Source organism: Rhizobacter sp. SG703, assembly GCF_012275445.1.
GTDB lineage: Bacteria > Pseudomonadota > Gammaproteobacteria > Burkholderiales > Burkholderiaceae_C > Rhizobacter.
The window spans coordinates 11,851-33,452 of the sequence record NZ_JAAZQK010000011.1 but is presented as its reverse complement, the minus strand read 5'-3'; the positions used below and the strand labels follow the sequence as shown (position 1 = coordinate 33,452).

The window sequence follows — 21,602 nt, the reverse complement described above, 5'->3', positions numbered from 1 at the left end:
GCGGCAGCTGAGCAGGCACCCATGGGCATCGACAAGCGCTTCCTCGGCACCGGCTGGGCCTTCCCGCCGGCCTTCGACGGCCGCACGCTGCATGCGGTGACGGTGTCGGAAGACCAGGACGTGCGCGAGAGCCTGCGCATCCTGCTGTCCACCGCACCCGGCGAGCGCGTGATGCACCCGACCTACGGCTGTGGCCTGCGGCGCATGGTGTTCGAGAACATCACCGAAAGCACGCTGACCGAGATCCGCAGCCTGGTCGAGAAGGCGGTGCTGTTCTTCGAACTGCGCGTCACGCTGGACCGGATCGACATCGACACCAGCGACCTGTACGACGGCCTGCTGCGGCTGCAGCTGGACTACACGATCCGCAGCACCAACGCCCGGGGCAACATGGTGTACCCGCTGTACCTGCGCGACGGCGCGCTGCAGGAGGGACCGGCATGAGCCGCGGCACCTCGCAGCGGGAGCGCTTCCCGGCGGCGCTGGCCGACGGGTATTTCCGCGTCGACGAACTGTCGTTCGAGCAGCGGGTCGCGATGACCGCGACGCTCGCGCGGCAGCTGCGCTTCGTCGACCTCGACAACCGCGAGGCGGGCGACTGGCGCGCGATGTTCGCGAGCGACGTCACGATGGTGCTGGCGCGCATCGCGAGCATCGACCTCGGGGCGCTGCAGGACGAGTTCCTCGCCGATGTCGACTCGGCGCCGCTGGCGCGGCTGGCGCAGCAGGTGGTCGACCTGGCGCAGTGGATCGACCTGTGGTTCAAGTCGCTCGATGGCCGCACCGAGCCGCAGGCGCATGCGTTCCGCGAGCGCATCCGCCAGCTCGTCGACCAGCAGCTCGGCGAAGACCTGCGCTGGGTGCATGGCAGCTTCGGGCAGCGCCGCTGGCAAGGCCGTGCGGTGGCTCATGCGCAAGCCCGGCTCGACGCCATCTGGGACACCGACCGGCCACTGCTCGCGACGCTGGCGGCCGGCCGCAGCCCGCGCGAGCTGTTGCGCGAGCGCTATGTCGCGTTCCTGAGCGCGATCGACGGGCTGCAGGGCCTGGCGCGCGAGCTGCTGCCCGCCACGCTGCACACCGGCACCCACGAGGCGGCGGTCGGGCTGTTGATCGCATTCCTGAAAGTCTGCGAATCGGCGCAGCGCGAGGTCAACCGCTTCACTGCGCGGCATGTCGACTTCTACTACCGCGACTGCCTCGGCTTCGGCCCGGCCGGCCCGGAGGCCGACGAGGTGCACCTGGCCTGCGCCCGCGATGCACGCGGCGAGCGCCTGCTGAACGTGCCGCAGGGCACGCTGTTCGACGCCGGCAAGGACGCGGCCGGCCAGCCGCTGCGCTTCCACAGCGCGGCGCCGCTGGTGGTGACCGATGCGCGTGTCGCGGCGCTGTGCACGCTGCGGCTGGAGCGCGACGCGCTGATCTCGCCGGAGCGCGAGTTCGGCTTCGTGACCCGCGCGAAGGCGGCCCGCCTGGTGCCCGACGGCAGCAGCGCCTGGCCGCTGTTCGGTGGCGGCCGCGGTGCCGACGACGCGCGGCTGGGGCTGGCGATCGTGTCGCCCTTGCTGCTGCTGCACGAGGGCGAGCGGCAGGTCCGGCTCGAACTGAGCGTGGCCGAGGCCGCGACGCCGGTCGACGACGAGAAGGCGCTGGACCTGCGCGTCGACGAGGTCACCTTCGCGACCGATGCGCGCACCCTGCGCGAGGCCTTCGGCCGGCTGCTCAGCCAGTGGCTGCTCGGCGGGCGCGCCGATTTCACCGAGGCGCAACTGCGCCGGCTGCGGCTCGCGGCGCGCCGCGTGCTGCGCGAGCGGCTGCCGCAACCCGGCAGCCTGGGCGACCCGCTGACGCTGCTGGCCGGCGCGCAGGCGCCGCAGCGCGAGCTGGTGTTCGAGCAGCTGTTCCATGGGCTGCTGAAGCTGCACCTGAGCGCCGCCCACGGCTGGCTGGAGGTGACCGATGCCGACATCGACCGCGCGGCCGACGGCGGCATCGCGATCACGCTGCGGCTGCGCGCCGAGGCGCCGGCCATCGTCGGCTGCGACCCGCTGCTGCATGGCGCCGACTGGGGCACGCGGCTGCCGGTGCTGCGCATCGAGCTCGGCACGCAGGGGCGGCTCTACCCGTACTCGCTGCTGGCCGACCTGCCGTTGGCCGAGGCGCGGCTGAACGTGCGCGCGAGCGGTGTGCGCGACGTGGTGCTGCACAACAACCTCGGCCGGCTCGATCCGACCAAGGCCTTCCATCCGTTCGGGCCGCTGCCGACGCTGTCGTCGTACCTGGTGGTCGGCGCGCGCGAGATCGCGTGCAAGAACATCCAGCGCCTGTCGATGCAGCTCGAATGGGGCGGCCTGCCGGCGGATGCCGGCGGCTTTGCGACCCACTACCGCGGCTACCCGGTGGAGCAGCGCGACGGCGATTTCCGCGCCGCGCTGGCCATCCTGCGCGACGGGCTGTGGCAGCCGTGCGCCGGGTTGTCGGCGCAGCAGCCGCTGTTCGCGCCGCCGGATGCCGCCGGCTGCCTGCAGCCGATGCAGGACATCGAGGTCGACCCCGGTTCGGTGCGCAAGCACAGCCGCGCCGGCGACCCGGCCGAGTGGGATGGTGCGATGCCGCGCAACGGGCTGGTCCGGCTGCACCTCGCGTGCCCGCGCGGCGCGTTCGGCCATGCCGCGTACCCGATGGTGCTGGCCGACACCGTCACCGCGAACGCCCGCAAGAATCTGCGCGCCCGCTGGCGCCAGCCGCTGCCGAACCCGCCGTACACGCCGCTGATCGAGCGGCTGACGCTGAGCTACGAGGCCAGCGGCGTGATCCGGCCGGCAGCGATGCCGGAGGCCGGGCAGGGCGAGGCCCACGCGAACGCGGACGTCGAGCGCCTGCTGCACCTGCACCCGTTCGGCGTCGAGACGCTGCATTCGGCCGCGGCCGGTGCGGGCCACGGCCTGCTGGCGCGCGCCGAAGACGACGGCAACCTCTACATCGGCCTGTCGGCCAGCGACCCGGGCGGCACGCTGACGCTGCTGTTCTCGCTGCGCGAATCGGCGGCCGATGCGACCCGGCCCGGCGCGGTGCGCGCCCGCGTGCGCTGGGCGACGCTGGCCGACGACCACTGGCGCGCGCTGCCGCCGGCGCGCGTGCTGGCCGACAGCACCGAAGGTTTCCTGGCCTCGGGCATCGTCACGCTCGACCTGCCGGGCGACCTGACGCGCGACAACCAGGTGATGCCGGCCGGCCTGTTCTGGCTGCGCGCCTCGGCCGCCGAAGGCTTCGAGGGTTTCGCGGCGCTGCAGTCGGTGCAGGCGCATGCGCTGCGCGCGCGGCGCGTGCTGCCGCAGTCGCTGTCGTCATTGCCGCAAGCGGCCCCGCTGGCCATCGTGCCGCACGGCCGCATCACGCGGTCGCTGGCGTCGGTGCCGGGGCTGGCCGGGGTGCAGCAGGTCGGCCCGTCGTTCGGGCTGCGCAGCGCCGAAGACGCCGGCCTGCTTTACACCCGTGCCGGCGAGCGGCTGCGCCACAAGCAGCGCGCCAGCGTCGCCTGGGATGCCGAGCGCCTGCTGCTGGCGCGCTTCCCGGAGGTGTTCAAGGTGCGCTGCCTGTCCGGCGACGAGATCGCGATGACCGGCCAGCCGCGCCCGCCGGCCGGGCAGGTGGTGGTCGTCGTCGTGCCGCAGGTTCCGCGCAACGATCCCGACTTCGCCTGCGCCGCGCCGCGCTTCAACGCGATCCAGCTGGGCCGCATGGCCGAGCACCTGCGCGAGCGCGCGTCGCCGTTCGCGAAGATCGTCGTGCGCAACCCGGCCTACGACCGGCTGCAGCTGCGCTGCACCGTCGGGCTGGTGCGCGGCGCGCACGAGGGCGCGTCGCTGCAGCGCATCAACCGCAGCGTGGTCGAGACGCTGTCGCCGTGGTTCGACGACGGCTGCGGCGCCGAGTTCGACTGGGTCGTGCGCGGCGAAGACCTGGAGGCCCGGCTGCGCGCGCTCGACTGCGTCGACTACGTCACGCAGCTGTCGCTGCTGCACGTGGCCTGCAGCGACGACGGCGTCTACACGCTGGGCGACACCGCGCGCCGCGCGCCGGCCCCTCTCGGCGCCAACACCGAAGGCCGCGGCCATGCGACCTCGCTCGCGCCGTGGAGCCTCGCGCTGCCGATGGCCACGCACATCGTCACCGCGGCCACCGCGTTCCCCGACCCGGCGCCGCAGCCGACCGGCATCGCGCGGCTGTCGGTCGGCAGCACCTTCGTGATCGGCACGCTCGACGGAGGCGGCGCATGACGATCCGCAACCGCGAGACGCTGCGCCACTTCTTCGACGAAGGGAAGCTGCCGACGCGCGACCACTTCGGCGACCTGATCGACTCGATGCTCAACATGAGCGACGAGGGCTTCCGCAAGTCGGCCGAGAACGGCATCGAGGTGTCGACGCCGGCCGGCTACGACGCGCTGGTCAGCTTCTACCGCGAGCAGAGCGCGCGCACCGCGCTGTGGTCGATCAGCCATGGCGGCGACCGCGACCAGCTGCTGTTCCACCGCGCCGGCGTCACCGCATCGCGCGGCCGCGCGCCGGTGCTCGCGCTCGATCCGCGCGAGCGCGTGGGCATCGGCACCGCCGAGCCGAGCCAGGCGCTCGACGTGGCCGGCGTGATCGCGTCGCAGGGCCGCATCGGTTCGTGCCGCTGGCCGGGCCTGGCGCCGGCGCTGGCCGACGGCGAATGGCACGACCTGACCGGCCCGCTCGCCGGCTGCCAGGCCTTCGAGGTGATGGCCGGTGCCGGGCACCCGGGCGGCGGCCGCTTCGCGCTGATGCATGCGATCGCGATGAACACCTACAACCCGAGCTCGGGCTGGCTGGACCTGCTGTCGCGTCGCAAGCGCATTCGCTGCGACAACGCCTGGTATGGGCGCCGCTGCGACAAGCTCGAACTGCGCTGGGACGGCAGCAGCGGGCGCAACGCCAGCTACCGGCTGCAGGTGCGCTCGAAGTGCGACTACGGCAGCGGCGTGCGCATCCGCGCGACGCTGACTCGGCTGTGGTTCGACGAGACGATGGAAGGCTCGGCGCCATGATCTCGAATCCGCTGCCCCGCCCCGAGCCCGGACCCGCCCGGCCGCCCGCGAAGGAGCGCGGCGATGCGAGCTTCGCGAGGCTGCGCGAGCAGGGCCTCGAATGGCTGCAGGCCGTCAGCGGCCACACCTGGACCGACCACAACCTGCACGACCCCGGCATCACGCTGCTGGAGCAGCTGTGCTACGCGCTGACGGACCTGGTGTACCGCGCCGATTTTCCGGTCGCCGACCACCTGACCGGGCCCGACGGCACGATCGACTACGCGGGGCTGTCGCTGCACCCACCGGCCGACATCTTCCCGTGCCGCGCGACCACCCCGGCCGACATGCGCCGCGTGCTGCTCGACGCGGTGCCCGGCCTCGACGACGCGACGCTGCAGCCGCGCGACGACGGCGTGCTGCGCCTGGTGCTGCAGCTGTCGCAGGGCGCGGTCGACGGCGCGGCGCAGCGCATCGCGGCCGCGCGCGAGGCCTTCCATGCGCAGCGCAACCTCGGCGAAGACCTCGACCTGGTCGTGACCTGCGTGCGCGACGTGGCCTGCGAGCTGCATGCGCAGATCGAGATCGACGGCCCGCGCGACGCCGCCGACGTGCTGGCCGAGGTCTACGACCGCTGCGACCGCTTCATCGCCCGCGCCGCCACCTGCCGCAGCCTCGACGAGCGTCGGCGCGCCGGCGCGTCGCTGGAGGACATCTACACCGGCCCGGCGCTGAAGCACGGCTTCATCGACGACCTGCCCGAGGGCCAGGACGGCACGCAGCGGCTGTTCCTGTCGGACCTGGCCGCGGTGGTGCAGGCGGTGCCGGGCGTCGCGCTCGCGCGCCTGTCGGAGCTGCGGCCGGCCAACGACGTGGCCAGCAACGGCTCGGTCGCCTGGCGCGGCGACGGCTGGGCGCTGCGGCTTGCGATGCCGACCGACGGCGCACCGGCCACCATCGCGGTCACGCGGCGCGGCAACCGGGTCGCGGTGACGCCCGACGACCTGCGCCGCAAGCTCGACGACCTGCGCGCCGCCGGCCGCTCGAACCGCGCGCGCCAGCAGGCCGACCAGGCCGGCCGCGCCGCCGCCGCGCTGCCGCGCGGCCAGCACCGCGACCTGCAGCGCTACCACTCGGTGCAGCGGCTGCTGCCGGCCATCTATGGCGTCGGCCGGCATGGCGTGTCGCGCTCGGCGCCGCCGCAGGCGCGGGCCCGCGCGCAGCAGCTGCAGGCCTACCTGCTGATGATGGAGCAGGTGATCGCGCAAGGCCTGGCCCAGGTGCAGCACCTGCGCGAGCTGTTCTCGGTGAACGGCGGCTCGCGGCAGACGCTGTGGTCGCAGATGATCGGGCCCGACAGCGTGCCCGGCGTCGAGCGGCTGCTGCTCGCGCCGGCCGCGCAGGTCGAGCAGGCGATGTACCCGCCGTTCGACCGCTCGGCGCGGCGCAAGAGCCGCGCGCTCGACCACCTGCTGGCGCTGTATGGCGAGACCTGTGCGCAGAGTTCGATGCGCCAGTTCTGCGGCCACCATTCGCCGCACGAGCTGGAATCGCTGCTGCTGGAGAACAAGGCGGCCTGGCTGCGCGACGTGGTCGGCCTGACGCGCGACCGCGCCGCCGGCTTCGACCTGGGCCGCGACGCCTGGGACACGCCGGACAACGGCAGCGGGCTGCAGCGGCGCGTGGCCTTGCTGCTCGGCCTGCGCATCGGCCACCCGCGGCCGCTGGCGAAGGCGCTGCAGCAGCAGCGGCTGCGGCTGGTGCCGCAACCGCTGCCGCAGCATGCGTCGCTGCAGCTCACGCCGCAGCAGGCGCAGGCCGCCGGCGCGGCCGGCCAGGCGACGACGCCGCCGACCCGCGCCGAGCTGCAGGCCGACCTGCAGCGCATGGCCGTGCTGCGCGGCCCGCTGCCGGCGGGTGTGTTCCACGCGGGCCTGTGGCGCGACCGGTACCGGCTGCTGGCCGGTGGCGATGCCTCGCCTGGCGCACCGCACCGGCTGGTGCTCGGCCCCGACGACGACGGCCGCTGGTGGGACCTCGGCGAACACGCCGATGCCGCGAGCGCGCGCCGCGCCGCCGGCAGCCTGCGGCTCTTCCTGCTGCACCTGCACCAGGAGAGCGAAGGGCTGCACGTGGTCGAGCACGTGCTGCTGCGGCCGCTCGCCGACGGCGGCCGCGCGCATGCGGCGCTGGAGCTGCCGGCCGGGTTCCATGCGCTGCGCATCAGCGTGCTGATGCCGGGCTGGACCGCGCGCACCCGCCAGCCGGCGTTCCGTCGCTTCGCGCAGGAGACGCTGCGCATCAACTGCCCGGCCCACCTGTCGCTGCGCTGCCTGTGGCTGGAGGTCGATGCGATGCAGCGCTTCGAGGGGTGCTGGCTGCCGTGGCTCGTCGCGCGCAGGAACCTCGCGGCCGCGCCCGGCAACACGCAGCTGGCCGCGCTGGCCGACGAAGCGGCCTGCCGCGTCATCCAGTGCCTGCGCCAGCCCGGCGACGACGATGGCAACCCGCAGGACGGCGAGGGCGACGAGCCCTGGCTGCAAGGCCATGCCTGACGCCCACCTGGTCGAGCACCTGCACGTCGAGGTCGGCTTCGTCGGCGGGCTGGCGGTGCCGGAGGCCGAGGCGCGGCTCGCCGCCTTCGCGCAAGGCCCGGCGCTGCGCATCATCGATGCGCTGTTCGACGCCGCCTGCGGCCCCGACGAGGTGTGGCGCATCGACGAGCTGGCGATCGACCTCGGCGAGGTCGCGCTCGACGGGCTGGAAGAGACCTGGGCCGAGCGGCTGCGCGAGCGCCTGCAGGAGCGGCTGGCCGACCTGCGCGGGCCAGGCGGCGCGGCCGCGGCGCGCAGCGGCTCCGGCGGCGTGCGGCGCAGCCTGCCGCAGGCGCGGCTGGAAGCCTTGCTGCATTACCTGCGGCACGGGCACCTGCCGTGGCAGGGCCGTGGCGAAGACCCGGCCACGCTCGCCGCCGAGGTGCTGTGCCACGGCGCGGCCGCGCTGGCCGACGCGCTGCGCACGATGGACGACCGGCCGCGCCTGCTGCGCCGGCTGGTGGCGCAGTTCGACGCCGGCTGGCTGGGCGCGCTGGTGCATGCGCTGATGCCCGGCGAACCGGCCGCGGCGGACCGGCTGCTGAAGGCCGCGGCGCTCGGCACCGCGGCGCTGTGGGAGGCGGTGCTCGGGCAGGCGCTGGCCCATGCGGCCGCGCCGCAGGCGACCGGGCGGGCGCTGCTGCGCGCGCAGTTGCTGGCGGCGCTCGAAGCGGACTCGGCGTATTCGGCCAGCAGCGATCCGCTGCAGTCGGTCGCGTCCGCCTGGGCGCCGTTGCTGAGGGACGACCGCGACTGGCTGAAGGCCACGCTGCAGCGGCTGGGCGACCGCGCATCGCTGCGCCAGCGCATCGTGCGCGCGCTGCCGGCGGCACTGCTGCACCAGGTGCTCGGGCTGTGGCTGGGCAGCGGCGTGACGGCGGTGGTCGACGACTGGATCGCGGCGGTGGCGTCGGGCGCGCCGGCGTCGGCCGACGAACGCGCCGAGCGCCGGCAGCTGATGTGGCAAGCCACGCTGCAGCATGCGCTGCAACGCGGCGAGGCACCGTTCGATGCGTGGCGCTACGTCGAACACGTGCGCTCGCAGGTTGCCGCGGCCAGCGTGCCGGCGTTGCCGCCGTCATGGTTCGAACGGGTGGTGCGCGCGGCCACGTCGGTGCTGGCCTCGGCGGTCGCCAAGTTGGGCTTCGGCCGGCGTTCTGCGGCCGAGCTGCCGCGCGAGCCCGCCGCCGGGCCGGCGCCGGAGCCCGGGATCGATGCGTTGCCGCCGGGCGAGCTGCTGCCGGTCGGCAATGCCGGCCTGGTGCTGGCCGCGCCGTACCTGCCGCGGCTCTTCATGATGCTGGGCCTGTCCGACGAACGCGCCTTCACCGGCTCCGAGGCCGCCGAGCGCGCCGCGCTGCTGCTGCAGCTGGTGGCCACCGGCGAGGCGGCGGCGCCCGAGCCGGCGCTGGTGCTGAACAAGCTGCTGTGCGGCATCGACCTCGCGACGCCGGTGGCGCGCGCGCTGCCGCCGACCGATGCCGAGCGCAGCGCGGTCGACGGGCTGCTGGCCGCGATGATCCAGCACTGGAAGGTGCTCGGCAGCACCTCGGTGGCCGGCTTGCGCGAGACCTTCCTGCAGCGCGACGGCCGGCTGCAGCATGCCGACGAGCACTGGCAGCTGCACGTCGCGCCGCGGCCGTTCGACATGCTGATCGACCAGCTGCCGTGGGGCTATGCGACGGTGCGCCACCCGTGGATGAAGGAGGTGCTGCATGTCGAATGGCGCTGACCTGCGGCAGCTGCGCGTCGAACTGAATGCCCGCGTGATCGGGCGCGAGCTCGCGTGGCTGGAGCGGGTGCTGCAGGCGCGCATCGGCCTGCATTTCGGCCAGGCCGGCGCGCCGGCCGCCGCGTCGATCGCCGCGCCCGCGCTGGCGCGCGACGACGGCGACTATGCCGAGCTGGTGCTCGCGGCCGGCCTCGGCCACGACGAGCGGCTGGTGCTCGCGCTGGCGTTGGCGCCGCACCTGAAGCCGCAGCTGCTCGACATGCTGTTCGTGCGCAACCGCAACCTCGACCGCGGCTTCAGCGAGTTCGGCGGCTGGAAGGGGCGCTCGCACGGCGGCTTCCTGCCGACCTGCGAGACCGCGGCCTTCCTGGTCGCCGGCGAAGACCTGGCGCACCGTTTCGCGCTGCAGCGACTGCTCGACGAAGAGCGCCCGCTGCGCCGCCACGGCCTGCTGCGGCTGCAGCACGACGGCCCCGGCGAGCCTTGGCTCAGCGCCGCGCTGCACGTCAGCGGCGACACGCTGGAGCGGCTCGCGACCGGCGAAGCCCGCAAGCCCGACTACGGCATCGGCTTCCCGGCGCGGCTCATCACCACGCGGCTCGGCTGGAGCGACCTGGTGCTCGACGCCGAGGTGATGGACGAGGTGCAGGCCATCGTCGCCTGGTTCCGCCACGGCCAGCGGCTGCTGCGCGACTGGCGGCTCGACAAGGCGCTGAAGCCCGGCTACCGCAGCCTGTTCTACGGCCCGCCCGGCACCGGCAAGACGCTGACCGCGACGCTGATCGGCCAGGAGGTCGGCAGCGACGTCTACCGCATCGACCTGTCGATGGTGGTCTCGAAGTTCATCGGCGAGACCGAGAAGAACCTGGCCCAGGTGTTCGACCAGGCGCAGAGCCGGCAGTGGATCCTGTTCTTCGACGAGGCCGATGCGCTGTTCGGCAAACGGACCGCGACCTCCAGCTCGAACGACCGCTATGCCAACCAGGAGGTGTCGTACCTGCTGCAGCGGGTCGAGGACTTCCCCGGCACGGTGATCCTCGCGACCAACCTGAAGGCCAACATCGACGATGCGTTCGCGCGGCGTTTCCAGTCGCTGGTGCACTTCCCGATGCCGGACGCCGAGCAGCGGCGCCTGCTGTGGGAGGGCATGGTGCGCCACACCGGCCGGCTGGCCGACGACGTCGACCTGCCCGGGCTGGCCGAGCGGCACGAGCTGTCGGGCGGGGCGATCGCGAACGTCGTGCGCTTCGGCGCGCTGGGCGCGCTGCAAGGCGGACGCGAGCGAATCGAGATGGCGGACCTGCGCCGCGGCATCGCGAAGGAACTGCGCAAGGAAGGACGCACCGCGTAGCCGCCATGGACACCCGTCGAGATCAACCCTTTCCCCGTGCCGCGCCGTGCGCGCGCTGCCGGCGGCTGCGCATCGCGGTGGCCGGTGCCGTGCTGGTGATGGCCGCGAGCCTCGGCTTGCGCGCGGCGACGGTGCCGACTGCGGCACCTGCGCCAGCGCCGGCCAGCGCACCCGACACCGCGATGGTCCCGCTGGCCGCGTGGCCGGCGGCGTCGGCGATCGACATGCGCCTGGTCTACAAGACCGTCACGCTGCCGTCGGCACGCCGCGGCGCGCCCTACGGCCCGCGCGAGGTCGTGAAGGGCGGCACGCCGCCGTACCGCTTCACGGTCGACGGCAAGCTGCCGCCGGGGCTGGTGCTGACCGAAGACGGCCGGCTCGGTGGCCTGCCGGCCGAGAACGGCAGCTTCCGCTTCGTGCTCGGCGTGCAGGACGCCGAATCGCCGCCGCGCGTCGCGCAGCAGGCCTATGTGCTGAACGTCTACACGCCAGCGACCAAGCCGGCCGCGGCGGCATCGGCCGCGTCGGTGCCGGCGGCACCGCGTGCGATGACGACGCTCGGCACCGCCGATGCCGAGGCCACCGCGAACACCCGCGCTGGCCAGCCCGCGACCTACAAGCTGACGCCGGCCGACCAGGCCGGACTGGTGCCCGAGGCGGCGGCGTCCGCCCCGGGGCTGGTGCCGGCGCCGGAGACTGGGCCGGTGCCCGCCGACGGCCCGGCGCCGCTTGCGGGGGTGGCCGCAGCGCCCGCGGCCGCCGACCCCGCCCCGGTGGTGCCGAGCGCCGAGCAACTGCAGGCGGTGCTGCTGCCGCTGACCGACGTGGAGTACCCGACGCGCGCGCTGTTCGTCGATGCGCTGGAGCAGAGCCGCTGCGACTACTACCGCGTGCATGTGAACGAGATGGCGCTGAAGAAGCAGCTGAGCGTCGACACCCGTTGCCCGCCACAGGCTGCGCCGGCGCCCGCATCGGGCCCATCGCGCAAGCCTGCGGCAGCATCCAGCGGCCTGAGCCTGCGCGAGTTCTACGACGACCTGCTGCCGGCGGCGCTGCGCGACGACATCGTCAAGGTGGCCGAGAAGCGGCATCCGTTCACCGACGTGAAGCCGCTGCGCCTGACCGGTGCCGGCTGCGGCTGCACGCCGCAGCGCACCGACAACGAGGTGATCGGCTTCGTGCCGTACTGGCTCGCGACCGACGCGCCGCTGGCAGTCGACTTCAGCCTGTTCACCCGCCTCGAGTACATGGGCGTGGTGCTGGGCGACAGCGGCAACTGGGTGCTGCCCCCCGGATGGGACGGCCAGTCGGGCGGCTTCGCGCGCGAGACGCGGCGCCACGGCACGCGCGTCGACCTGGTGCTGTACCGGCGCGACTGGGCCTCGCTGCTGGCGCTGCCCGAGGCGCAGGCCGATGCGGTCGCGCGCAACGCGGCGCGCAATGCGGTGGTGCTGGCCGACACGCACCACACCGACCTGCAATCGCGGTTCGACGGGCTGCTGCTGCCGCAGTGGCGCGAATCGGCCTACGTGTACGACGGCATCACCGTGTTCTTCGAGGATTCGCCGACCGAGGGGCCGCGGCAGAAGGCCTTCGCACGCTTCCTGAAGCTGTTCCTGCAGCGGCTGGTGGCCGAGATGCAGGCATCGGGCCGCAGCTACCAGGCCAACATCGTCGTGCCCGACCACCTGCTGGGCGACACCGGCGCCTACAACTTCTCGGACCTGATGGACGTGCTCGAAAGCGCCGAGCCGCGTCGCAGCAGCAAGGGCGTCGAAGAGGGCGCCAAGGTGCGCTACCGCGGCACCACCGACCTGACGGTCGACTTCCTGGTGCTGCTGAGCGAGCCGACCGGCGCCAGCACGATGGCGCTGCGCGCGCAGATCGATGCCACGCCGAACCTGGCCGGGCACCGCCGCATCGCCTTTCTCGAGAGCGTGGTGCCGATCGAGTTCCACCAGCGCGGCGACAAGCCGGTGCTGCTGCCCCCGCAGGAGCGCGACCAGCTGGACCGCGACCTGGCCTACATCAAGTGGACCTACGGCGGCATCGGGCTGTGGCCGCTGCCGACCAGCGGCCTCGGCAGCGGCGAGACCGTCGGCAGCCTGCTGACGCACAACTACATGGTGCCGCGCGGCGCGCTGGCCGGGCTGTGCGAGTTCGCATGCCCGAACCGGCTGCCGCTGCGCCTGTTCTTCGAGGCGTTGGTGCTGGCCGAAGGCATCGGCATCGCGTTGTATGCATGGAACTGCCGGGTGCGGCGCATCGGCCGGCGCTACCTGCTGATGCTGTGGGCCGGTGCGCTCGCGACGCTCGCGCTGGCCTTCGTCGTGTTCAGCTGCGACCCGGCGCTGCAGCACTGGCGCGAGCAGAATTACCTGCTGTACGGACTGATCCTGCTGCTGTTCGCCGCAGGCGTTTACGTGACGTTCAAGCCGAGAGTGGAGGCCCCATGAAGGTTCAACTGCATGCCAACGACCGGGACGGCAACAGTCCCTCGACCGCCGCCCATCGCCCGACGGCCGACCCGTTCCGCGACAGCCCGCGGATGATCGCGCAGCGCGCGCAGATCGATGCTGCCTTCGGCGAGGCCGCGCAACGCGCCGAAGACCTGGGCGCACTCGAGGAGGAAGAAGAACCGATGCAGGCCAAGGCCGACCCCGGCCACGGCGGCCTGCCCGCCGGGCTGCAGGCCGGCATCCAGGCGCTGTCCGGCATGGACGTGTCCGGCGTGCAGGTGCACCGCAATTCGTCGCAGCCGGCGCAGCTGAATGCGCTGGCCTACGCGCAGGGCAACGACATCCACCTCGCGCCAGGCCAGGACCACCACCTGCCGCACGAGGCCTGGCACGTGGTGCAGCAGCGCCAGGGCCGGGTCGAGCCGACGATGCAGATGGCGGGGGTGTCGATCAACGACGATGCAGGACTGGAGGAAGAGGCCGACAGGATGGGCGCGCAGGCCCTGCAGGGCGCGGGGCTCGAGACCGACGAGCCTTGAGCGAGGGTGTCGGATAGAACGCGTCGCGGGAGGCGCCGTGATGGATGCATCGATGCGGGTGCGCATCAGGTCACGCAGCCTCCCTCTCACTGCGCTCCTGCGTCGCACGACCGCCTTCCTCCGCTCGCTCGTCGCTGGTTTCACCACCGAGGCCGACGACACGCTGCATGCCGAAGCCGACCTGCGCGCCAAGGTCGAGCGCATCACTGAGCAGCGCACCGAACCGTATCCGACGCGGGGCCCCCCAATGGGTGGGGCGCCATCCTCAATCTGTACTTTGACGCTCGCAAGGCGCCCTCCCGATACTCGGGCGGAGTGCCTTGCAGTGGCAGGCAGACAACGAGAGACACGTCGATGACGGAGATGACCGATCTGCTGCGGTCGGCCCAGTCCGGCGAACCGCAGGCATCAAGCCGCTTGTTCGAGCTGGTCTACGCCGACATGAAGCGCATGGCGCACAACCGGCTCTACAGGAGCGGCGGGCTGGACGACCTGGACACGACTTCGCTGGTTCACGAGAGCTTCCTGAAACTGTCCGGCGAAGGGCGGCTGAAGGCTTCCGACCGCCCGGCCTTCTTCGGCTACGTGGCCCGCGTGATGCGCAGCGTCGTGATCGACCATGTGCGCGAACGCCAGGCGCAGAAGCGCGGCAGCGGCGATGTGCTGGTCACGCTGACCACCGGCATCGAGGCCGAGGCGAATGACGACCGTCGATTGATGGCGATGGGCGCCGCGCTCGACGTGCTGCAGCGCCTGTCGCCGCAGTTCCACGAGCTGGTCGAGCTGCGCTACTTCGCCGGGTTGTCGATCCGCGAAGTGGCCGAGGCGCGCGGCACCTCGACCCGCACGGTGGAGCGCGAGTGGGAGAAGGCGCGGGCCTTCCTGCTGCGCCTGATGGACGAGGCATGAAACTGCGGGAGCTGACGCCCGCCGAGGTCGGCAGGATCTCGCTGCTGCTCGACGAGGTCGGCGAGTTGCCGCGCCACGAGCGCGCGGGCTGGCACGCCGCGCTGGCCCGCCGCGAACCGGAGCTCGCCGAGGTGGTCGCGCAGTTGCACGACCAGATGCGCGACCAGCTGCACCTGACTGGTGTCCATGAAACCACCGTCGCGCGGCGCGTCGAGACCGACGACCTGGTCGCGCGCGGCATCGACCGCGCGGCACGGGCAGCCCGCGCGGCCGATGGGCCGTCGCTGGTCGGCCGCCGCATCGGCGCCTACCGCGTGCTGCGGCCGATCGGGCAGGGCGGCATGGGCACGGTGTGGCTCGCGCAGCGCGACGACGGCCTGTACGAGCGGCAGGTCGCGCTGAAACTGGTGCGCACCCATCTGCCCGGCCCGCACGTGCACGAGCGCTTCGCGCGCGAGCGCCGCATCCTCGGCGCGCTGGAGCACCCCAACATCGCCCGGCTGCTCGATGCCGGCATCACCGACGACGGCCAGCCCTACCTCGCGCTGGAGTACGTGCAGGGCGAGCCGCTCGCGGCCTTCTGCGACCGGCGCAGGCTGGGCCTGATGCAGCGCCTGGTGCTGATGCTGCAGGTGCTGACGGCGGTGCAATACGCGCACCAGAACCTGGTGATCCACCGCGACCTGAAGCCGGCCAACATCCTCGTCACCGAAGACGGCCAGGTGCGGCTGCTCGATTTCGGGATCGCGAAGCTGACCACCGACGGCCAGGCCGACGAGACCGAGCTGACGCGGCTGGCCGGCCGAGCGCTGACGCTGGAGTACGCGTCGCCCGAGCAGGTGGCCGGGCGCAGCGTGACGACGGCCAGCGACGTCTATTCGCTCGGCGTCGTGCTGTACACGCTGCTGAGCGGGGCTCGGCCATACGAGCCGGTGCGCGCCTCGTGCGCGGCGCTCGAAGAGGCGGTGCTGGGCGTCGAGCCGCAGCGGCCCAGCCTGCGCGTGCTGACCGACGAGGCCGCGCAGGCGCGCGGCACCAGCGTGCGCCGCCTGCGCCAGATGCTGGCAGGCGACCTCGACACCATCGTGCTGAAGGCGCTGAAGAAGGACCCGGCGCAGCGCTACCCGACCGCCGAATCGCTGCGCGAGGACCTGGTGCGCCACCTCGGCGGCCAGCCGGTGCTGGCCCGGCCCGACAGTGCCGCCTACCGGCTGCGCAAGTTCGTCGGCCGCCACCGCCGGCAGGTGGCCGCGGTGGCCGCCGCCGGGCTGCTGCTGGCCGCTGCAGTGGCCGTATCGCTGCAGCAGGCGCAGCGTTCGCGCGAGCAGGCCGCGCTCGCGCAGCGCGAGAGCCAGCGGGCACAGGCGGTGCAGGGCTTCCTGACCCGGCTGTTCACCGCCAACTCGCTGCAGCAGGCCGATCCGTTGCGGGCGCGCCAGACCACCGCGCGCGAGCTGCTGGAGGTCGGTGCGAAGCAGGCCTCGCAGGCCCTGAAGGATTCGCCGGAGGCGCTCGACGAGGTGCTCGACACGCTGGCCGACATGCACTTCCAGCTCGGCCTGTTCGACGAGGCCGGGCAGCTGCGGCTGCAGCGCGTCGAGGCGGCGCGGCGGGCCTTCGGCCCCCGCGATGCGCGGGTTGCCAACGCGCTGCTGGCGTATGCCCGCGACGTCAACCACACCGACGACCGCGCCCGCGCACTGGCGGCGATGGACGAAGCCCGGCAGGTGCTCGATGCGATCGGCGACGACGCGTCGGAGACGCGCGGCTGGATGTGGATCAACCGGGCCGAGATCGAGCAGTACGTGTCGCTGGCGGGCATGCGCGATGCGGCGCGCCATGCGGTGGCGCATTTCCGGAACCACCCGGCGCAATGGTCCAGCGGCTACGAGGCGCTGCGCAACCTGGCGCGCTCGCACTACCTGGCCGGCGATGCGACGACCGCGCAGGCCTTGCTGAAGGAGGCGCTGGCCGAGATCGACCGCCATGAGCACGAGCCGTCGGCCTGGTCGGTGACGCCGCTGGTGCAACTGGCCGAGGCGCAGGCCGCGGCCGGCGATTTCGGCGCGGCCGAAGGCCACCTGCGGCGCGCGCTCGCGTTGTCGACCAAGCTCAGCGGCCCGTTGGACGGCGCGACGCTGCAGACGCAGGCCAAGCTCGGCGGGCTGCTGCACACCCTGGGTCGGCGCGACGAAGGCCGGCGGCTGCTCGACGATGCGCACGCCGCGATCGGCCGGCCGGATGCCAATGCCACGCCGCCGGCCGTCGGCGCGGTGAACCGGTTTCGCGGCGACGCGCACCATGCCGACGGCGATTTCGCCGCCGCCGATCGCGACTACGCGCCGGAGCTCGACGACCTGCGCGCGCACTACCCCGGCTCGGTGCCGTTGGCGCGCGAGATGCTGCTGCAGGCGCGCAACTGGACAGCGATGGGCCGCTATGCCGACAGCGGTCGGCAGATCGACGAGGCGCACCGCATCTGGCGCGAGGTGGGCCGCGGCGTCGCGGCGCCAGCCACGCACAACCCGTTCGTCTTCGAGGCGGTGCGCCTGCTGCTGGCGCAAGGGCAGGGCGCGCAGGCCGTCGAGCGGCTGAAGGAGATCGTGCTGGTGGACGCCGGCGGTCCGCCGCTCGACCGGGTGCAGTGGCTGCTGTTCAGCGCGCAGGCGGCGTTGCAGCTCGGCCGGCCGGCCGATGCGCGGATGCAGTCACGGCATGCGTTGGCGTTGCTGGAGCCCGAGCGTGAGCCGGCGCGCTTCGAAGACCGGCAGGCCGACGCGCTGCTGCTGCTCGGCCAGGCCTGGCTCGACGAGGGCGATCCGAAGGCCGCGCGCGCACCGCTGCAGCGCGCGGTGGCGCTGCGCGAACGGCTGGTGCCGTCGGGCGGCGCGTGGGTGGCCGAGGCGCGGGTGGCGCTCGCGCGCTGCCTGCGCATGCTGAACGAGCGTGTGGCGTCGCAAGCGTTGCTGCGGCAGGCGCGTGCCGCCTATGCAGCGCAGGCCGAACTGGGGGCGCAGTTCAGCGCATCGTGAAGTTGATGCGGAACGGGTACTGCATCGCGCACGGCGCGCCGTCGCAGCGGGCCGGTTTGTATTTCGCCTTCATCAGCACGCCGGCGGCGTAGGTCGTCAGGCGGGAATCCGGCGAGGCCAGCACCGAGACCGATTGCGCCTCGCCGTGGCTGTCGACGTCGACGAGCAGCGACAGGCGGCCGTGTACCTGCACCCTGTCCTGGCCGGCCGACATCGCCTTGTAGAGCCCGCGGGGTCCGTTCAGCGGGTACGGCGGCTCGTCGTTCGCGCCCAGCGCCTCGTACTGCGATTTCACCAGGGCCTGCTGTTCAGGCGACAGCTCGCCGTAGGGCTTGTCGAGGGGCAGGGCACTGCCGCTGACGATGTCGCGAAGGATGTGGGAGCCGGTGTCCGGCCTGTCCTGCTTGAGCGAATAGCGCGGCGGCGTCGCGGGGTCCGCAGCACAGGCAATCCATGGCGCGAACAGCAGCAGCGCGGCGGCCAGGGGCATCGAATGGGTTCGCATGCTCGAAGCTTAGCAATCTGCTGCGCTGGCCTTGGTGAATATTCACATGTCCTGTTGAAACGAGCCGGCGCATCGTTAACATGCGCCGCGTTGCGGTGGGTCCCGATGCGGGCTCATCGCGACGCCGGGGCCCGGCAGGGCCAGCGCTGCAGACCTAGCGGCGCGGACTGACCGACAGCCCCTCGAGGAGGATCTCTTGCTGCATTTCACCCCCATCGCCGCGTGGGCGACCCGCCGCGCGCGCGTCGCGCTTTTCTGTGTGCCCCTGCTTGGAGCGCTCGCACCGTTGTCGCTCGCGCAGACCGCCGTGACGATCCAGCCGCCGAACCTGTCGGGTGCGGTGTCCGGCAGCCTCGCCGGGCGGGCCTCGGTGGGTGCCGGTGCGGCGACCTATTCGGTGTCGATCGCGGTGCCGCCGGGCACGGCGGGCATGGCGCCCGGCGTGTCGCTGAACTATTCAAGCCAGTCCGGCACGAGCACGCTCGGGCGCGGCTGGGCCATGGGCGGTCAGTCGAGCATTGCGCGCTGCGGCAAGACGCTGGGATCCCAAGTCCTAATGTTCGTGAGATGGTCCAGTTCTGATGGTGGACATTAAATTGCTGAGCCTGCTCATCGATGCGATTCAAAGTTATGTGACTCCGCATTGGCCTGATGCTTCAGTTGGGCTGTTGCGGGCGATTAGTTTATTGAATTCGAATGAGAATCTTGACGATAAAACACTCTCATTGGTTGCCTCTGTTGCCTCTGAAAAAAGTCCAGCTTTGTACAACATAGGAACAGAAATATTAAATATTTTGTTGGGGCGCCAGCAAAGTGCGAAGCAGGTGGTCCTTGGTATGTCTCAATCAAAGCTTGCTCACGTTAGGCGAAATGCTATTCTGTGTCTCTCGGAGACTTCATCTACAGAGCTCGTGAATGCGATCATCGGCTCAAGCCTACAAGACAAGAGTTCTCTTGTTCGTCAGAAAGCTGCGGATTGGGCTGGACGTCTGAATCTGCTATCTGTCGTTGAAAGAATGGAGGAGGCAGTCAAGATTGAGAATCACCCTGAGACACGGAAAATAATGCTGATCGAAATTGGGCTCATTCGAGATGGCTATTATATGTGTCCGGCTGATCCGGCCGCGACTTATATTTATGTAAGGTTGGAGCATGGTCCAATATTGGAGAGGGTGGAAAACTCGGTTTTGGAGGAGCAGGGGATTGAGCGGATTGTTGAGAAGTTAAGGGGTGGGCGGCCTCAAATTTAAACGGGTCGAGCGCGAGCTCGGGCCGGCACCTGATCCGCCAGCCACGTACCGTTGTCGGCCATGAAGAACCTGAATACCTGCGCATGCATGCGAAGTGCGTCTGCCTTGAGGATGAGCGGCGTGCCGTGACAACGCGTTCGGCTACCTGGACTGCATCGACCGCTACGAAGGCGTGGGCATCACGGCGATCACGCTGTGGACTGCGCAGGCAATGATTGCCGAAGGCCGGCTGACACAGGAGCAACTGGGCAATGGCGCGGTGACCCGCCGGGGCTACAACCCGTACACCGGGCGCCTGAACAGCATCCGCAGCGGGGTGTCGGCGGCCGACGCGCAGTACCAGAACGACAGCTACGACTACGACGTGCTCGGGAACCTGGAGAGCCGCAGCCAGTTGATGAGCAACGGCGGCGCGGCGTTGAACGAGAGCTTCACCTACGACGCGCTGAACCGGCTGAACACCAGCACGATCGGCGGGGTCACGAAGACGACCACCTACGACGAACTGGGCAACCTGACCAGCAAGACCGGCGTCGGGCTGTACCGCTACCCGCCGTCGGGCGCGGGCAGCACCGCGCCGAACGCGGTGGCGTCGGTGTTGGGCACGGTGGCCGGGCTGGCGAACCCGGGCTTCAGCTACGAGGTCAACGGCAACCTGAAGACCGGCATGGGCCGCCGCTATGCGTGGACGGCCTACGACATGCCGTCGAGCATCGACAAGCTGGACGGGACGAACGCGGTGCAGCGCACGGCGTTCCTGTACGGCCCAGATCACGCGAGAACCCGGCAGACCATCAGCCCGGTGAGCGGCGAGGTGGCGGGAAGCCCGACCACGACGATCTGGTACGGCGGCGCCATTGAAAAGGAGATCGACACCGCGGCCAACACGACGACGATTCGCACGGTGCTGCCGGCGCAGCTCGGTTTCATCGAGGAGAAGCTCAGCGGCACGAGCGTCGCACCGACGGCGGACGGCACGCGCAACCTGCGCTACTTCCTGACCGACCACCTCGGCTCCACGCTCGCCGAGATGGACCAGGCGCAGGCGGTGCTGCAGCGCATGAGCTACGACGCGTGGGGCCGCCGTCGCAACGCCGACGGCAGCGACGACACCGGCCCGCAATGGGGCAGCCTGAAGAACGCGCAGGACCACAGCGGCTACACCGGCCACGAGCACCTGGACCAGCTGGGGCTGGTGAACATGAACGCGCGGATGTACGACCCGCTGCTCGGGCGGCACACCAGCGCCGACCCGACGGTGCCGGATCCGACGAACGTGCAGGCGTTCAATCGCTACAGCTATGTGTTGAACAACGCGTTGGTCTTCACCGACCCGACGGGACTGGAGGCCGAACATGTCAATCGCACCAGCGATAGCATTTGCGGCGGGCGGCCGGAGTGCGCCGTATACATTGCGCCGAGTGGCGAGGACGCGACGCAGACAGAAGGTCACCATATGGGTGTCGCCATCACGGAGTATCTCCATGCGACACCTCTAGGTCAGAAGGATCCGGCAGCAGCGAGTCAACTGAATTCGGGTGCACCACCAGCGTCCCAGCAGGAGTCCTCGACTGACCCGGGCCCCGAGATTCGGAGGATCAATCGGCATTTCGAAACGGCGCTCGCAGCTGGCGATGTCGCCACGATGCAAGCCTTGTACGACAAATATGTCGCGTTGAAAGGTGATGATCCTAGCTCGGCACCGAATGTCGTGCGAATGGGTGTTGCCATAATGGGCGCTCAGGCGAGGCAAGGGAACTATGATCTCTCTTCGCTTGCACCTATGGCGAGTGCGGCACTCGGCAGCGGAATGCTCGGCGCAGGTTTACCGGGGCCAAACTCTGGCGCGGGTCCTACGGTTTCGCGGATCACGCCTGGATCCTTACCTTCTGCAGCAGAAGCTGCTGCGTTGAACACGCTAAAACATATAGATGCTGGTACCAAGCCGCTGGGCGATTTGGCGAAGAAATGGGGTACCCAGTTTAAGAACTGGGCTGGCGATTTACCTGGGGGGCAGGGAACTGCCTCGCCGTATCGAGAGTATCGAGTCGCACCACCTGCGGGCACACCGGGTGCCGGACCCAACCGCATCGTTGTAAACGGCAAAACCGGCGAGGTGTACTATACGTGGACACACTATGGGGATACGGCTCAACCAGCATTTGTGAAGATAAGGTGATT

14 protein-coding genes are annotated in these 21,602 nt (G+C 71.2%); 13 read left to right on the top strand and 1 reads right to left on the bottom strand.

The features are described 5' to 3' along the window. Nucleotides 1-21 precede the first annotated feature (21 nt). The 10 genes from FHT26_RS22320 (at nucleotide 22) to FHT26_RS22275 (ending at nucleotide 17,666) form a co-directional block, all read left to right on the top strand. Nucleotides 22-444: a GPW/gp25 family protein gene (locus FHT26_RS22320; RefSeq protein WP_168562306.1), complete on the top strand. Its 423-nt coding sequence runs from the start codon at nucleotides 22-24 to the stop codon at nucleotides 442-444. Beyond that, nucleotides 441-4,280, top strand: a complete 3,840-nt coding sequence (locus tag FHT26_RS22315; RefSeq protein ID WP_168562305.1) for a baseplate J/gp47 family protein — start codon at nucleotides 441-443, stop codon at nucleotides 4,278-4,280. The genes FHT26_RS22320 and FHT26_RS22315 overlap by 4 nt, the downstream gene beginning before the upstream one ends. Next, nucleotides 4,277-5,071, top strand: a complete 795-nt coding sequence (locus tag FHT26_RS22310) for a hypothetical protein (protein WP_168562304.1) — start codon at nucleotides 4,277-4,279, stop codon at nucleotides 5,069-5,071. Before FHT26_RS22315 ends, FHT26_RS22310 begins: the two co-directional genes overlap by 4 nt. Then, the gene (locus FHT26_RS22305) at nucleotides 5,068-7,605 is read left to right on the top strand and encodes a baseplate wedge protein (RefSeq protein ID WP_168562303.1); all 2,538 of its coding nucleotides are present in this window, start codon (nucleotides 5,068-5,070) and stop codon (nucleotides 7,603-7,605) included. The genes FHT26_RS22310 and FHT26_RS22305 overlap by 4 nt, the downstream gene beginning before the upstream one ends. Further along, a complete protein-coding gene (locus FHT26_RS22300; protein WP_168562302.1) occupies nucleotides 7,598-9,376 on the top strand; it encodes a contractile injection system tape measure protein in 1,779 nt (592 codons plus the stop codon). The genes FHT26_RS22305 and FHT26_RS22300 overlap by 8 nt, the downstream gene beginning before the upstream one ends. Further along, entirely contained in the window at nucleotides 9,360-10,727 is a 1,368-nt protein-coding gene (locus FHT26_RS22295) for an ATP-binding protein (RefSeq protein WP_168562301.1), read from the top strand. The genes FHT26_RS22300 and FHT26_RS22295 overlap by 17 nt, the downstream gene beginning before the upstream one ends. A gap of 5 nt (nucleotides 10,728-10,732) precedes the next feature. Next, on the top strand, nucleotides 10,733-13,183 hold the full coding sequence (locus FHT26_RS22290; RefSeq protein ID WP_168562300.1) for a hypothetical protein: 2,451 nt from the start codon (nucleotides 10,733-10,735) through the stop codon (nucleotides 13,181-13,183). Further along, nucleotides 13,180-13,725 (top strand): eCIS core domain-containing protein, encoded by a 546-nt coding sequence (locus FHT26_RS22285; protein WP_168562299.1) that lies wholly within the window; start codon nucleotides 13,180-13,182, stop codon nucleotides 13,723-13,725. Before FHT26_RS22290 ends, FHT26_RS22285 begins: the two co-directional genes overlap by 4 nt. A 354-nt stretch (nucleotides 13,726-14,079) precedes the next feature. Continuing rightward, a complete protein-coding gene (locus tag FHT26_RS22280) occupies nucleotides 14,080-14,634 on the top strand; it encodes an ECF-type sigma factor (protein ID WP_168562298.1) in 555 nt (184 codons plus the stop codon). After that, nucleotides 14,631-17,666 (top strand): serine/threonine-protein kinase, encoded by a 3,036-nt coding sequence (locus tag FHT26_RS22275; protein WP_168562297.1) that lies wholly within the window; start codon nucleotides 14,631-14,633, stop codon nucleotides 17,664-17,666. The genes FHT26_RS22280 and FHT26_RS22275 overlap by 4 nt, the downstream gene beginning before the upstream one ends. On the opposite strand, the gene FHT26_RS22270 is transcribed toward FHT26_RS22275, so the two are convergent. Continuing rightward, entirely contained in the window at nucleotides 17,653-18,171 is a 519-nt protein-coding gene (locus FHT26_RS22270; RefSeq protein ID WP_168562296.1) for an energy transducer TonB, read from the bottom strand. The genes FHT26_RS22275 and FHT26_RS22270 overlap by 14 nt on opposite strands. A gap of 196 nt (nucleotides 18,172-18,367) precedes the next feature. On the opposite strand from FHT26_RS22270, the gene FHT26_RS22265 reads away from it, so the two are divergent. The 3 genes from FHT26_RS22265 (at nucleotide 18,368) to FHT26_RS30535 (ending at nucleotide 21,600) form a co-directional block, all read left to right on the top strand. Beyond that, entirely contained in the window at nucleotides 18,368-18,766 is a 399-nt protein-coding gene (locus tag FHT26_RS22265) for a SpvB/TcaC N-terminal domain-containing protein (RefSeq protein WP_168562295.1), read from the top strand. A 1-nt stretch (nucleotide 18,767) separates the two neighbouring features. After that, nucleotides 18,768-19,421, top strand: a complete 654-nt coding sequence (locus FHT26_RS22260; protein ID WP_168562294.1) for a HEAT repeat domain-containing protein — start codon at nucleotides 18,768-18,770, stop codon at nucleotides 19,419-19,421. 172 nt (nucleotides 19,422-19,593) lie between these two features. Further along, nucleotides 19,594-21,600 carry an RHS repeat-associated core domain-containing protein gene (locus FHT26_RS30535; protein WP_168562293.1) on the top strand — a complete coding sequence of 669 codons (2,007 nt, stop codon included), beginning with the start codon at nucleotides 19,594-19,596 and terminating at the stop codon, nucleotides 21,598-21,600. The last annotated feature ends 2 nt before the right edge of the window (nucleotides 21,601-21,602 follow it).

Bases quoted from the DNA above. Each gene is read 5' to 3' on its own strand.
- FHT26_RS22270 (WP_168562296.1), bottom strand. From the start codon at position 18,171: ATGCGAACCCATTCGATGCCCCTGGCCGCCGCGCTGCTGCTGTTCGCG.
- FHT26_RS22295 (WP_168562301.1), top strand. From the start codon at position 9,360: ATGTCGAATGGCGCTGACCTGCGGCAGCTGCGCGTCGAACTGAATGCC.
- FHT26_RS22315 (WP_168562305.1), top strand. From the start codon at position 441: ATGAGCCGCGGCACCTCGCAGCGGGAGCGCTTCCCGGCGGCGCTGGCC.
- FHT26_RS22320 (WP_168562306.1), top strand. From the start codon at position 22: ATGGGCATCGACAAGCGCTTCCTCGGCACCGGCTGGGCCTTCCCGCCG.
- FHT26_RS22300 (WP_168562302.1), top strand. From the start codon at position 7,598: ATGCCTGACGCCCACCTGGTCGAGCACCTGCACGTCGAGGTCGGCTTC.
- FHT26_RS22275 (WP_168562297.1), top strand. From the start codon at position 14,631: ATGAAACTGCGGGAGCTGACGCCCGCCGAGGTCGGCAGGATCTCGCTG.
- FHT26_RS22305 (WP_168562303.1), top strand. From the start codon at position 5,068: ATGATCTCGAATCCGCTGCCCCGCCCCGAGCCCGGACCCGCCCGGCCG.
- FHT26_RS22310 (WP_168562304.1), top strand. From the start codon at position 4,277: ATGACGATCCGCAACCGCGAGACGCTGCGCCACTTCTTCGACGAAGGG.
- FHT26_RS22285 (WP_168562299.1), top strand. From the start codon at position 13,180: ATGAAGGTTCAACTGCATGCCAACGACCGGGACGGCAACAGTCCCTCG.
- FHT26_RS22290 (WP_168562300.1), top strand. From the start codon at position 10,733: ATGGACACCCGTCGAGATCAACCCTTTCCCCGTGCCGCGCCGTGCGCG.
- FHT26_RS22280 (WP_168562298.1), top strand. From the start codon at position 14,080: ATGACGGAGATGACCGATCTGCTGCGGTCGGCCCAGTCCGGCGAACCG.